Annotated in this window: 12 protein-coding genes; 4 read left to right on the top strand and 8 right to left on the bottom strand. The window is 72.3% G+C overall.

What is annotated here, in order from left to right; genetic code table 11:
* Nucleotides 1-53: 53 nt before the first annotated feature.
* The 4 genes from ABGB18_RS04175 to fxlM all read right to left on the bottom strand — a co-directional run bounded on the left by ABGB18_RS04175 (nt 54) and on the right by fxlM (nt 3,693).
* The gene (locus ABGB18_RS04175) at nt 54-647 is read right to left on the bottom strand and encodes a pentapeptide repeat-containing protein (RefSeq protein WP_347693966.1); all 594 of its coding nucleotides are present in this window, start codon (nt 645-647) and stop codon (nt 54-56) included.
* Between the two features lie 17 nt (nt 648-664).
* Nucleotides 665-1,825 (bottom strand): cation:proton antiporter, encoded by a 1,161-nt coding sequence (locus ABGB18_RS04170; protein ID WP_347693965.1) that lies wholly within the window; start codon nt 1,823-1,825, stop codon nt 665-667.
* A gap of 9 nt (nt 1,826-1,834) precedes the next feature.
* The gene (locus ABGB18_RS04165; protein ID WP_347693964.1) at nt 1,835-2,317 is read right to left on the bottom strand and encodes a cation:proton antiporter regulatory subunit; all 483 of its coding nucleotides are present in this window, start codon (nt 2,315-2,317) and stop codon (nt 1,835-1,837) included.
* A gap of 188 nt (nt 2,318-2,505) precedes the next feature.
* Nucleotides 2,506-3,693 carry a methyltransferase, FxLD system gene (gene fxlM / locus ABGB18_RS04160; RefSeq protein ID WP_347693963.1) on the bottom strand — a complete coding sequence of 396 codons (1,188 nt, stop codon included), beginning with the start codon at nt 3,691-3,693 and terminating at the stop codon, nt 2,506-2,508.
* A 149-nt stretch (nt 3,694-3,842) separates the two neighbouring features.
* Between fxlM and ABGB18_RS04155 the strand changes: the two genes are divergently transcribed.
* Nucleotides 3,843-4,130, top strand: a complete 288-nt coding sequence (locus ABGB18_RS04155; RefSeq protein WP_347693962.1) for a Fe-S cluster assembly protein HesB — start codon at nt 3,843-3,845, stop codon at nt 4,128-4,130.
* A 46-nt stretch (nt 4,131-4,176) separates the two neighbouring features.
* On the opposite strand, the gene ABGB18_RS04150 is transcribed toward ABGB18_RS04155, so the two are convergent.
* The gene (locus ABGB18_RS04150) at nt 4,177-5,157 is read right to left on the bottom strand and encodes an acetylxylan esterase (RefSeq protein WP_347693961.1); all 981 of its coding nucleotides are present in this window, start codon (nt 5,155-5,157) and stop codon (nt 4,177-4,179) included.
* Between the two features lie 113 nt (nt 5,158-5,270).
* Between ABGB18_RS04150 and ABGB18_RS04145 the strand changes: the two genes are divergently transcribed.
* Nucleotides 5,271-5,561: a hypothetical protein gene (locus tag ABGB18_RS04145; protein ID WP_347693960.1), complete on the top strand. Its 291-nt coding sequence runs from the start codon at nt 5,271-5,273 to the stop codon at nt 5,559-5,561.
* 104 nt (nt 5,562-5,665) lie between these two features.
* Here the strand turns inward: ABGB18_RS04145 and ABGB18_RS04140 are convergent, their stop codons facing one another.
* The 3 genes from ABGB18_RS04140 to ABGB18_RS04130 form a co-directional block, all read right to left on the bottom strand.
* A complete protein-coding gene (locus tag ABGB18_RS04140) occupies nt 5,666-9,700 on the bottom strand; it encodes a hypothetical protein (RefSeq protein ID WP_347693959.1) in 4,035 nt (1,344 codons plus the stop codon).
* Between the two features lie 250 nt (nt 9,701-9,950).
* A complete protein-coding gene (locus ABGB18_RS04135; RefSeq protein ID WP_347693958.1) occupies nt 9,951-10,283 on the bottom strand; it encodes a YnfA family protein in 333 nt (110 codons plus the stop codon).
* 58 nt (nt 10,284-10,341) lie between these two features.
* On the bottom strand, nt 10,342-11,418 hold the full coding sequence (locus tag ABGB18_RS04130; RefSeq protein ID WP_347693957.1) for an alcohol dehydrogenase catalytic domain-containing protein: 1,077 nt from the start codon (nt 11,416-11,418) through the stop codon (nt 10,342-10,344).
* A gap of 88 nt (nt 11,419-11,506) precedes the next feature.
* On the opposite strand from ABGB18_RS04130, the gene ABGB18_RS04125 reads away from it, so the two are divergent.
* Together ABGB18_RS04125 and ABGB18_RS04120 are read left to right on the top strand one after the other, a co-directional pair.
* Nucleotides 11,507-12,079 (top strand): amino acid transporter, encoded by a 573-nt coding sequence (locus ABGB18_RS04125; protein WP_347693955.1) that lies wholly within the window; start codon nt 11,507-11,509, stop codon nt 12,077-12,079.
* 371 nt (nt 12,080-12,450) lie between these two features.
* A complete protein-coding gene (locus ABGB18_RS04120) occupies nt 12,451-12,642 on the top strand; it encodes a DUF1918 domain-containing protein (RefSeq protein WP_347693954.1) in 192 nt (63 codons plus the stop codon).
* Nucleotides 12,643-12,704 lie beyond the last annotated feature (62 nt).

The raw sequence follows: 12,704 nt of genomic DNA, 5'->3' as shown, positions 1-12,704 counted from the left end.
CGAATACCTGGCCAAGGCGGCCGGCGGCGGCCAGAGGTCGCCGCCGAGCACGCCTAGTCGCGCACCTCCAAGCCCAGGGCGGTGGCGAGGACCGTGGCCTGGAAGGGGTCGATGATCGCGCCCTTGATCGTGACGGTGTGCGGGTCGAGCGTGCTCAGGTCGCTGCCGCGCAGGTCGCACCGGGCCAGGTCGGCCTCGCGCAGCACCGCCCCCGACAGGTCGCAACGCCGTAGCTCGGCGCCCGCGAGCCGGGCGCCGGTCAGGTCGGCCTCGCGCAGCCGGACGTCGTGGAAGGCGCTGCCGCGCAGCTCGGCGCCGCGCAGGCCGGCGAAGGACCAGTCGCCGCCCTCGACCTTCAGCAGTCCGTAGGTGCACCGGTCGAACTCGCTTCCGGTCAGCTTGCAGCCCTCGAACGTCGCGTCGAAGAGCGAGCACCGGGTGAAGGTGCAGTTGAGGAAGCGCGCCTCGCGGTGCTCGGACACGTTGAACCGCACATTGCTGAAGTGACACTCCTCGAACGAGGAGCCGTGGTCGACGAGCTCGGTCAGGTCCACGTCCTGGAACAGCACCCGCCGGTGTGTCTCCCCCGAGATCTCGAGAGCGTCCCAGTCTTCCGCCCAGATCGTCTTCTCCGTGGGGTGAGCCATGCGAACAAGCTAGCGGATCAGGCCCGTTTCGCGATGGCCTCGATGAGGGGTTGCACGAGCTTGGCCGCCAGCGGGCCGAACGCGGCCAGGATGAGGACGTACGCCGCCGCGAGGGCGCCCAGGTCGGGATGGACGCCCGCGCCGACGGCCAGACCGGCGATGACGATGTTGAACTCGCCGCGCGGGATGAGCGCGATGCCCGCCCGCGCCTGGCCGGCCTTGGCGATGCCCGCCCGCCGGGCCGCGTACACGCCGGTGAGCAGCTTGGTGATCATGCTGACCAGGGCCAGCAGCGCGGCCAGCCCGGCCACCGGAAGGATCTTCGCCGGGTCGGTCTGGAAGCCGAAGAACACGAAGAACACCGCCGCGAACAGGTCCCGCAGCGGCTCCAGCAGCGCCCGCGCGTCGTGGGCGAGCTGCCCGGACAGCGCGATCCCGACCAGGAACGCGCCGACCGCCGCCGACACCTGCAACTGCTGGGCCAGCCCGGCCACCAGCAGCGCCAGCCCGACCACCTTGAGCAGCAGCACCTCCGAGTTCGGGCTGGACACGAACGCCTCGATGAACCGGCCGAAGCGCAGCGCCACGACCAGCACCACGCTCACGGTCAGCAGCGCGATCCCCACCGAGACGGCGCCGCTGGCCAGGCTCAGCCCGGCCAGCATGGTGGTCAGGACGGGCAGGTAGATCGCCATCGTCAGGTCTTCGAACACCAGCAGGGACAGCACCGTGGGCGTCTCCCTGTTGCCGATCCACCCCAGGTCGGACAGCACCTTGGCGGTGATGCCGGAGGAGGTGGCGTACGTGACGCCGGCCATGGCCACGGCCGCCACCGGGCCCCAGCCCAGCAGCAGCGCGCAGACGGCGCCGGGGGCGGCGTTGAGCACGAGGTCCACGATGCCCGCGCGGGCGTTGCTCGTCAGGCTCGTGACGAGCTCGTCGGCGTTGTACTCCAGGCCCAGCGTGAGCAGCAGCAGGACGACGCCCAGCTCCGCACCGACGGAGATGAACTCCTCGCTGGTCGCCAGCGGCAGCACGCCGCCGGTCCCGAACGCGAGACCGGCGATGAGGTAGAGAGGGATGGGGGAGATCCCCGCTCGCAGCGCCAGCGCGCCGAGGACCCCCAGCCCCAGCAGGACAGCACCGAACTCCAGGAAGATCACCGCGGTGTCGTGCAACCCGCGGCCCTACCCCTCGGCCAGGATGTCGGCGACCTCTGCCGTGCTGTCCTCACTGCCCACCACGACGACGACGTCACCGGCGGCGAACACGAACTCGGGCCCGGGGCTGGCGAACACCCGTCCGCCGCGGACGACGGCGACGATCGAGGCGCTCGTACGGGTCCGCACACGCGCCTCGCCCATCGGGCGATCGGAGTACGGGGACCCCTCCGGGATGGGCAACTGCACGCTGACCAGGCCCTCCACCTGCTGGTGCAGCGCGTTGAGCCGGGCCACGATGCGGGGGGCGCCGAGCAGCTCGGCCAGGGCGTCGGCCTCCTCGTCGTTGAGCTTGACCGTCTGGCACGCGCGGTCGGGATCGTCCTTGTCGTAGATCACCAGGTCCCGCCGCCCGGTGCGATGGGACACGACGCCGACCCGCTGCCCCTTACGGGTGGTGAAGTCGTGCCGCAATCCGATCCCTGGCAGTGCTGTCTGTTCGACCTCCACCTATCCCACCCGTCCAGATCCAGATCTTTCTGGACAACCCTATCAATTGTCCCGTTCCTGGAAACTGCATGTGTTTTGGGGTTTTGCGATGCCGAGGGCGCGTGTCACCCCGCCCAGCCGAGCCACGCAGAGGGAGGCCCACTCGTAGGGGCCGGCCACCAGCTCGGTCCCGGCGACGCCGGCGCGCGCTAGGGGAAGCTCAGCACCAGCTTGGTGTGGCGCTTGCCGATGACCGCGCCCGCGTCTGGGCCCGTGCGTGGGCCTGGGCCCGGGGTCGGGGTGGGGGCCTCGTACGCCTCGATCCGGAGGTCCTCCGCCTCCGGCCGGCCCGCCTGGTCCCACGCGCCGATGTGCCCGGCCAGCTCGGCCGCCAGCCTGGCGCCGCCGGCTCCGTGGCCGCGGGCCACCAGCGTCCGCTCCGCCGCGAGCAGCGCGATGCCGTCGCCTTCGACGATCCCGGCGGTCACGCCGTATCCGCGGCCCAGCTTCCCGCTCAGCACGCACCAGCGGGGCTCGTGCAGCGCCAGCCACAACGACAGGCCCGTGCCCATCGCGGGCGATGACATGTCCACCTTCGTGGCGATGTCGGTGGAGGCGGCGTCGAGGGCGGTCAGCACGTCGCCGATCTCGCGCGGCTCCGGCAGCGCCAGAACCAGGTCGGGGTCGCGGCTCAGCACCAGCGTCACCTCGGGCCCGGCGAACGGCCCGCGCATGCGCATGAACCCGCATGGCACCACCGACCGGCTGACCCAGTGCCCGCCGCTCCGCTCCATGGCCACGGAGACCTGCATGCCGCGCAGGTCGAGCGGCACCACCAGCCGCCCGTCGTCCTTGAGCTGCTCCAGCCAGGCGGGGGCGAGGTCCCACACCCCGACGGTGGCGATCATCCGGTCGTACGGGGCCCGCTCGGGCCATCCCGCCGCCCCATCGGCGCACACCACCTCCACCGGCGAGGAGGTCCCCGCGGCCGACAGGTGCCGCCTGGCCCCCGCCACGACGTCGTCGTCGATGTCCACGCTCACCACGTGCCCGCCGGGCACCACGAGGTGGGCCAGCAGCGCCGCGTTGTAGCCGGTGCCCGCGCCGATCTCCAGCACCCGGTGGCCGGGCGCCACGCCGAGCTGGTCGAGCATGGCGGCCATGATCGCGGGCTGCGACGAGGAGCTGATCGGCCGGCCCTCGTCGTCGCGCTTGGTGACGATGGCCTCGTCGCGGTAGGCCTCCTCCGGGTCCATGTCGGGCAGGAAGAGGTGGCGGGGCACCGCGAGCATCGCCGCCGCCACGGGCTCGCCGACCTCCTGGCGCTCCTTCAGCAGCGCCACCAGCGCGTGTCGCCGCGCCGCGTGGCCTGCCTCATGGTCCGCCTCGTGGTCCATGGCCCCATTGTCCTCCGGCGGCGGCCCGTCCGCCTGTGACACGCGATTTCCGGGGAATTATTGGTAAAGAACCGGTCAAGGAGGGTTGAGGCCACGAGTAACGGGCAGGGCAGGCAACTCATGTATGTCGAACGTGAGGAGGAGCCGTAGTGCTCACCCTGACAGCTAACGCCGCCCAGGCGATTCGCGATCTGACCGCGTCCGCGCCCGAGCCTTCCCAGAGCGGGATTCGCATCTCGTCTCAGGGAGAGGGTGCGAGCTCGCTCACCCTGACGCTGGCTACCGCCCCGGAGCCGGCCGACGAGGTGGTCGAGGCCGAGGGGGCGCGGGTCTATCTCGATCCCGTCGCCGCGAGCGTGCTGGAGGACAAGTCACTGGACGCCGGGGCCGACGACCAAGGGAGCGTGTCCTTCCTGGTGAAGGAGCAGCCGGTCTGAGCGCGGCCCCGCCGTGCCGGCACCATCCGGCACGGCGGGAGACCGCTCAGCCGTCGGCGAGCAGCTTGTGCACGTAGCGGAGCTGCTCCTCCGACTGGAAGCCGCCACCGCCCTCGTGGTTGTTCCAGGGCCAGACCGTGATCTCCTTGGGGCCCTGCCAGTGGTTGTAGGCGGCGAACACCGTGGACGGCGGGCAGACGTCGTCCATCAGCGCCACCGAGTACAGCGCGGGCACCCTGCCGCGGGCCGCGAAGTTCAGCCCGTCGAAGTACGACAGCGTGCGGAACACCTGCTCGGCGCTGTTGCGCTGGGTGGACAGGAACCGGACCAGCTCCTGGTACGGATCCCGCCCGGTGATCTCCACGGCCCGCCGGAAGTGGGTCAGGAACGGCACGTCGATCAGTGCCGCCTTGACCGTGGGGTGCAGGACGGCCGTGGCCTGGGCGATCCCGCCGCCCTGGCTGCCGCCCGAGACGACGATGCGGCGCGCGTCGACCGCCGGGTGGGCGGCGGCCACGTCCACGGCCCGGACCGCGTCGGTGAACACCCGCCGGTAGTAGTAGTCGTCGGGGTCGAGGATGCCGCGGGTCATCATGCCCGGCGCCTGCGGCGAGGCGCTGCCGTGCGGGTCTCCGGTCGCGCCGGGGCTGTGCGGGTTGGCACCGCCGTGGCCCCTGGTCTCCATGACGAACACCGCGTATCCGGCCGCCGGCCACATCAGGTGGTCCTTGGGGAACCCGCGGCCGCCGCTGTAACCGATGTAGTGCATGACGCACGGGACCGGCCCCGCCACGCCGCGGGGCACCAGGAACCAGCCGTTGATCCGGTGCCCGCCCCAGCCGGCGTACGAGACGTCGTACACGTCCACGGCGGTGAAGGGCAGGTCGTGGGGAACGTACTCGGCGGCGAGGTCGATCCCGCCGGCCTCGGCCAGGGTACGGGCCCAGAACGCGTCGAAGTCGGCGGGCTCGTCGCGGTCGGGGAGGTAGCGGCGCAGTTCCTCGAGGGGCAGGTCGAACAGTGGCACAAGATCTCCAACCTGTAGATAAGGATGATGACATTTCACCTCATCAGGTAGGAAGGCGCTATCCCACTGCCCAGGCCAGGCGAGAGCCGCTGGAGGCGGGGTAGAGGGCCCGCGTGAGCCAATACCTGATAGAAGTCCCCTACTCGCATCTCTATCCCGGGCTGATCCTGGACGCCCCGGCCGGCGCCGATGACTTCCTGGTGCTCTTCGGGGACGACTCCGAGTCCAGAGCACAACTGATCAGCGACGGCACCGGCCGCCCGGTGCTCCGCATGGGCGGCTACATGACGGCCACGGGCACGGTCATCGACGAGCGCCTGTGGACCGTGCGCGAGTCCGTACGCCATGGCGACCGCGTCCACCTCCGCCTGGGCGACCCGCTCTTCGACCCGCCCGCCCACTGAGCCGGGCGGTCCGGCCGGACCGCCACCCCGGGGGCCCACGGCAGGTCCGACCACGGCCGGCCGGCGGGCGTCCCGGGCCCGGTCAGCGGGGCGTCACGGGACGCTCACCGGGCGTCCGGGCGGGACGGCTCGGACGGCTCGCACGAACCGGCCTCGGCGCCCGCCACCTTCCACTCCGCGCCCGGGAACGGGCTCATGAAGTGGGTCAGCAGGTCCACCGCGTAGTCCGGCACCTGACCGCCCGGGTCCAGCAGCGAGATCATCTGCGGCCCGTCGGCGCCGCGCAGCGTGATCGAGTTGCCACCGTCGGCCGCGAAGCCCGGCTTGGCGTCCACGGTCACGCACGCCAGGCTGATCCCGGCGGCCTCGATCTCCTGCTTGGCCCCGATGCGGCGCATCCGCTGGTCGTAGCGGCGCAGGGCGAGCGAGCGGGTACGGGTGAGGCGTACCGAGTCCCGGAAGACGTCGTTGCCGATCTCCCTGCTCAGCCTGATCTGCAGGGAGACGTCGGGCCGCAGGTCCACACCCTTGGCGGCGATCTTGAGCCGCCCATAGTTCCCCTCGAAGCCGGGCGCGACGTAGCCGAGGACCCGGGGCGCCTTGAGGCCGAAGGGCACCTTGCCCGGCCGCACACGCAGCCACGACATGCGCTCGATGGACAGGCCGACGTCCTTCACCGCGCTCGGCCCCAGCCCGAACCGGCCGCCCACGTTGTAGGTGAGGAAGCCCTTGGTGTACGCGACCTCCTTGCTCACGGCGATGCGCTGGGCGGCCATCGGGTCCATCCGCAGCCCCGCGCGCAGCGACATCCGGCCCGTGGGCACGGGCTTGGACACCAGGTTGAGTGACAGGTCGGGATTGAGGCGGATCGTGGTGTCGGCGGCGAGGTTCTCGACCGCCAGCGCCACGTCGCCGAGGCGGCCCTTCGGGTCCACCAGGCCGCCCCCGACGTCGAGGGAGCCGTCGAGGGTGTTCACGCCGCCCACCGCCTTGTAGGTGAGGGCGGGCACCCTCAGCCCGGTGCCCGTGGCGTCGGCGTCCACCCCGAACACGGCGGGCACGTCGGACAAGCGCAGCTCCCCGGTGCCCTTCCCGGCCAGGGTGACCTTGGCGGTCAGGCTCTTGACGGCCGCGGAGTTCGTCACGCGGACGCGGGTCTTGGCGCCGTACGTGCCGCGTACGTCCACCGACGCGGGCACCGGGTCGATGACGACCTGCCCGCGCACCCCCGCCGCCTCGGCCTGCACGTCGAGCGCGCCGAGCGTGGCCGCGGGCTCGATGCGGTAGCCGGCCCGCACCGAGTTGCCCCGCGCCACCTCGAACGGCCCGAGCGCCATGCTGGTGATCTTGGACGGCAGCCCGGTGAGCGTGGCCCTGGCCTTGATCGGCACCGGCGACAGGACGCTGCTGGCCAGGTAGACCCCCAGGTCGGGGCGCCGGGGACGGAACCCGGAGAAGGCGAACGTCCGGCCCGCCAGGTCCACCGACACCTGGTCGGGCAGCCCGGACACGTCCAGGTAACCCTGCAGGCCGAAGCAGCCGCGCTGGGCCACGCAGAACGGCCCCTGGGCACAACCCGGCGACCCGGCCGCGCACCCGCCGTCCACCAGGGACACGCCGCTCGGCACCGCGGGGGCGGCCCGCATGCGCGACAGCGCGCCCGTCTTGCCCAGCCAGGCGCGGGCCCGCACGTCCAGGTTCGAGCCCTGGTAGGTGAGCTTGCCGCCGGCGGCGGAGACCGACAGGCGGCCGGGCACCGGGCCGAGCGTGCCGATCAGGCCGAACCGGGTGTCACCCCGGGTGACGTCGGCGTCCACGGCCAGCTGCTGCCGGGCGGAGCGGAAGTCGGCGTCGAACCCCTGCTCCGCCGGGCTGAACTCGACCTGCGAGAGCCCCTTGACCAGCACGCTGGCGTCCAGGTCGCCGGAGCCCTGGTCGTAGTGGGCCGACAGGTGCGGGCCGGTGGGCGCGGTGGCGCCGTCGTGGTTGGTGACGGCCAGCGCCGCCGACCCGACCGGGCCGGACAGGCCGCGGAACCGGTACGAGCCGGCCTTCCAGGAGGCGTCGAGCTTGGCCGGGACGTCGGTCACCTCGGCGGCGGCCCGGACGTACCGGCCGGCCAGCTTGGCCCTGGCCAGGGCGGAGACCCTGGCGACCGGGCCGTCCGAGGTCCAGGTGAGCGTCCCCGCGCCGGTGTCGGCGGTCAGTTCGGCCCGCTTGCGCACGCCCTCCACGGTCGCCCGCAGGTCCTCACCGGTCCCTGCGGTGGTTACGTTGGCTTTATTGGCATAAATCCGGACCTGCTGGAGCTTGCCGGACGTGGCCACCTTGAGCGCCGACCGCTCGCCCAGCTCCCACGAGGCCGAGACGTCGTCCCGCACGCCGAGCACGGTGCCGTCGATGGTGGGGCCGGACTTGCGGTTGGCGTAGGCGGCGCGCAGCCTGCTGATCACGCCGGTGGCCTTGTAGACGGCCTTCCTGGCGGCCGGGTCGATCGTGACGTCCACGGTGGAGGGCGTGTTCGAGATCTCCATCCGGGTCACGTGGACGCCGTCGACGGTGGCCGCGGCCACGAACGACCGGTCGCTCGCGGCCGCCTTCAGGTGGGCGTGCGGCGTGGCCCCGTACGAGACGTCGAAGCCGGACAGTCCCGACACCAGCCCCGACATGCCCAGGGCGGAGCCGTTCTTGATCATGGTGACGTGGCTGCCGGGCGGGCTGGAGATCGCGCCCCCGCCGCGCTGCAGCACCACCGCGAACCTGCCCACGGGCGAGCTCATCGTCTGCGTGACGCGGTGCGCGTCCGGGTCGTTGACCATGCGCACCTTCGCGGGCAGGTCGCTCAGCTCGGCCTTCAGCACGGTCTTGGCGGCGGCGCGGTCGAAATAGGTCAGCTTCGCCACCCCGGCCCCGGGACGGCCCGCGTCGACCGACAGGGTCTGCTTGCCCTTCGCGGCGGCGTACTTGGCGGTGAAGGTCTGCGGCACCTTCTGCAGTTCGGCGCTCAGCGCGCGGGACAGGTGGCCGCCGCGGTAGGTGAAGTGGTGCAGACTGGCGCTCGCGATCGGTGACGGGCTGGCGAAGTGGAGCTCGGTGCCCGACAGGCGTACCTCGGCGCGGGTGGCCATCCGGTCGAGCACGGCCTCGGTGAACCGCTGGCCCGACACGGCCAGCGCCTCCAGCCGGGCGGGGGCGGAGGCGGTGACGTCCAGGGCGGGCGTGCCGAGGGTGGCGTTCACGGTGAGCCGCTCGGTGGCGGGGGTCTGGCGCAGGCTGACCGCGGTGCGCCCGGTCAGACCCGCGATCATGGCCGCGGACTCCCCCGGCTCCGTACGCTTGAGCTCCGCCTTGACCCGCTTGCCCGCCAGGTCCACGGTGAACGTTCCCTGGTCGGAGCGCGACAGCGACGACCCGCGGTGCAGCCCGTCGAATCCGACGGACACCTTGCCGTCGTACTCGGCCCAGACCTGCGCCCGGAGGTTCTCCTTCGACAGCCGCCTGACGGCGAACCCGAGCCCGACCGAGCCCTCGCCGCCGGCCGCGGGCACCAGGTCGGCGGCCAGGTCGGGCATGGCGTCGCCGGTCACGTCGGCCGCCACCGGCAGGCCGACCGGCCGGGCGATCGAGCAGGACACCGGCACGGCCTCGCTCTCCACGCACAGCCGGTACGTCAGCCCCGGCGCGGCCTTGCCGAGCACGTCGAACTCCCGCACCACCGAGGCCAGCGGCTTCAGCAAAGCCAGCGTCTGCGCCTGGGAGGTGTCCGGCAGCACCTTGCCGACCGCTGGGGCCTTCCCGCCCAGGCCCTGCTCCTGCTGGACGGCGGCGGCCGCGGCGGTGACCTCGTTGACCAGCCGGGGGCCGGCGGGCGTGGTCACCTCGGGCGCGTCGGGCCCGACGCGTTCGTTCCCGGCGGGCCGGGCGGCGATCGAGGGCCCGGTCGGGACGCTCACTTCGGCGGCCGGCGGCTCCTGCACGGCAGGCACCGGCCGCACCTTCGCCGTCTGCTGAGCCGACGCCTGATGCGCCGTTGAGACGTGCGTGGCCCGGCTCTGGGCCTGGGCGGCGGACGGCAGCGCCACCAGGACTGCGCTGGCGACGGTCATCGAAGCGAGCACGCGCAGGAGGGCGTGCGGCATGTAACGTTCTCCCCCGGACCGGTGTAAATTATCCCATCAGAAACAATGGTCACGAGATGACCACATGTCATCACTGATAGTCAAACCACCTGGCACATGGGACTCCAATTTCTCCGGAGTCACAGCCCCCGCTACGGGGACCGGCGGGGCCACCAGCCCGGCACGTGAGCGCGGTAGACGTCGTAGTGAGAGCCGAATTTCCGGTTTGAGAAGCGACCGGCGGCAGCGTCAAGAGGGGGCGGCGGGCGGCTCAGCTTCGCGGGGCGTACATGATGACGGCCACGCCCACCAGGCAGATCAGCGCGCCGATCACGTCCCACCGGTCCGGGCGGAAGCCGTCCGCCACCATGCCCCACACCAGGGACCCGGCCACGAAGACGCCACCGTAGGCGGCCAGCACACGGCCGAAGTCGGCGTCGGGCTGAAAGGTGGCGACGAAGCCGTAGGCGGCGAGGGCGAGGATCCCCGCGACGACCCACCACAGGCCGCGTTGCTCCCGCCAGCCCTGCCAGACCAGCCAGGCCCCGCCGATCTCGGCGACGGCGGCGAGCAGGAACAGGGCGATTGAACGCAGCACGGTCATGGCGCTCACGATACGAGCGCGCCGGGTCCGCCAGTCCGGGGAGGAGGGGATCCGTCCGTCAGAGGAGTCGGGGGTCGACGTGGATCTTCGGTGCGTCGCCCCACTCCGGTCGCCGCTCCCCCGCCAGTACGGCGGCCGCCTCGCCCAGGGCGACGGCGGCCGCGATCAGCGGGCGGGGATCGACCTGGCGGGAGGCGTACAGGTCGGCGGTCCCGGCGAGCCCGCCCGAGGCGCTGAGGACGCCGACGGCGGTGACGTCCTTGAGCACCATCCGCCGCGTGTCGAGCCTGCTCGGCTCCGCCGACAGCCCGATGAACACCACGTGCCGGCCGGGTTCGACGAGGTCCAGCGCGAGCGCGGGCGAGCCGGCGCCGTTCGAGGCATCGATCACGGCATCGAACCTCAACGAATCACCAAGCCCCACACCGCCCCTCTCCAGACCCACCCCTCCCTTCCCCGTTCCTTCATCCGGGGGCGGGGGTGACGTCCAGGTGCGGGTGAAGCCCAGGGAGCGGGCGAAGGCGAGCGAGCGTTCGGTCACCCCCAGGAGGTGGACCTCCACCCCCTGGGCCGCCGCCATCAGTGCCGCCAGCAGCCCGATCGTGCCCGGCCCGATCACCAGGAGCCGCTCGCCGGGCGCGAGTGCGGCGGCCTGTACGGCACGCAGCGCGTTCCCGCCCTGCTCCACCAGGGCGCCGAGCGCCGGATCGACCGTGTCGGGCAGCGGCAGCAGCGCGCGAACGGGCACGGGCAGGCGTTCGGCCAGCGCGCCGGGCCAGCCATGACGGATGCCGATCTCGTACCGGTCGGCGCAGAGGTGCTGCCTGCCGGACCCGCACCGGGCGCACCGCCCGCACCCGAGCATCGTGTCGCCCGTGACGCGCCGCCCCAGCCAGGCGGGATCGACGCCGTCGCCGACCTCGCACACGGTCCCGGCCCACTCGTGCCCGATCCGTACGGGATAGCGGGCCTCGCCGGTGCGCAGGTAGGCCATCGCGCCGGAGAAGACCTCGGCATCGGTTCCGCACACCCCGGCCCGCTCGACCTCGACCACCACCTCGTCCGGGCCGGCCACCGGCGGATCGACCTCCTGGACCTCCGCGCGTCCTGGACCGGTGATGACGAAGGCACGCATGGCGGCTGACGTTACCCCAGCCCGGACAAGCGTGCATGATTGCCAGATGGCGACACGTATCGAAACACCGTGGGGACCCTGGGAGGCCATGCCTCTGGCGTCGGCCGTCGAACTGTTCCGGCAGGCGGCGGTCCCGTGGTGGGTGAGCGGCGGGTACGCGATCGAGCTCGCCGTGGGCCGCTCCTACCGGGATCACGGAGACCTGGACGTCTCGCTGCTGCGCAGGGACCAGCTCGCGGTGCGCCGCCTGCTGTCCGCCTGGGACTGCCACGTGGCCGACTCAGGAACGCTGCGACCGTGGCCGCCGGACGAGGCGCTGCCGGAGACGGCCTACGACATCTGGGTACGCGAGCACCCCGGCGGCCCCTGGCGGTTCCAGCTCATGCTGGACGAGGCCGACGGCGCCGACTGGATCTACCGCCGCGACCCCCGCATCCGCCGCGAACTGGCCACGCTGACGATCGAGGAGCCGGGTTTCCACCGCCTCGCCCCGGAGGTACAGCTCCTCTACAAGTCCAAGGGCCCGCGCCCGAAGGACGAACAGGACTTCACCGAGGTCCTCCCCACACTGACCGAGGACCAGCGGCACTGGCTGGACACGGCCCTACAGCTCACCCACCCCACACACCCATGGCGCGGGCCACTGCACACCCAGCCGTGAGGCGGGAGGCGGGAGGCGGCCTGAGCATGCGGGCCGCAGAACGTGTGAGGACCCGGGCCGTGAGAGCCCGGGAACGTGGAGCGGCGCGAGTCCCGGGCTCACGGCGGCAAGTCTCCGGCGATCCGCCCCCGCGAACCGCCTGGGCACGCGGGGCGGCGCGCTCGGCGGTGGGGCGAGGCCGGGACGCTCGGGGCGGTGCGAGGCCGGGGCGCTCGGCGGTGGGGTGCCGACGGTCGGGGCGAGCCCGTCGAGGGGCTCCGGTAAGGAGCCGCTCGCAAGTGGCGCGGCCTGTCGCCTTCCCGAGTCGGCCGCTCTCGTGCACTGTGGGATGGAATCTCAAGTTGCCACAGCCCGGCGGAGAGGACCCCATCATGCAGGCGAACGTCGGTGACATGCTGATCATCCATGGTCACGTCGTCGGCCAGCGGGACCGGAAGGGCGAGATCATCGAGATCCGGGGCCCTGCAGGGTCACCGCCCTACCTCGTCCGCTTCGAGGACGGGCACGAGCAACTCATGTTCCCCGGCCCGGACGCGGTGGTCCAACCGGCCACGACCGACTAACCACTTTCCGGCCACGACCAACTAACCGGCCACTCCCGGACATGTCCCGCTGACCACTTCCC

This window comes from Nonomuraea sp. B12E4 (assembly GCF_039871825.1).
In the GTDB taxonomy this organism is placed as follows: Bacteria; Actinomycetota; Actinomycetes; order Streptosporangiales; family Streptosporangiaceae; genus Nonomuraea.
Note: the sequence above shows the minus strand (reverse complement) of the source record. Positions and strands in the feature narration are given on the sequence as shown.

Coding starts and splice junctions, on each gene's coding strand:
- ABGB18_RS04175 (WP_347693966.1), bottom strand. CDS start 647: ATGGCTCACCCCACGGAGAAGACGATCTGGGCGGAAGACTGGGACGCT.
- fxlM (WP_347693963.1), bottom strand. CDS start 3,693: ATGGACCACGAGGCGGACCATGAGGCAGGCCACGCGGCGCGGCGACAC.
- ABGB18_RS04140 (WP_347693959.1), bottom strand. CDS start 9,700: ATGCCGCACGCCCTCCTGCGCGTGCTCGCTTCGATGACCGTCGCCAGC.
- ABGB18_RS04135 (WP_347693958.1), bottom strand. CDS start 10,283: ATGACCGTGCTGCGTTCAATCGCCCTGTTCCTGCTCGCCGCCGTCGCC.
- ABGB18_RS04130 (WP_347693957.1), bottom strand. CDS start 11,418: ATGCGTGCCTTCGTCATCACCGGTCCAGGACGCGCGGAGGTCCAGGAG.
- ABGB18_RS04125 (WP_347693955.1), top strand. CDS start 11,507: ATGCCTCTGGCGTCGGCCGTCGAACTGTTCCGGCAGGCGGCGGTCCCG.
- ABGB18_RS04120 (WP_347693954.1), top strand. CDS start 12,451: ATGCAGGCGAACGTCGGTGACATGCTGATCATCCATGGTCACGTCGTC.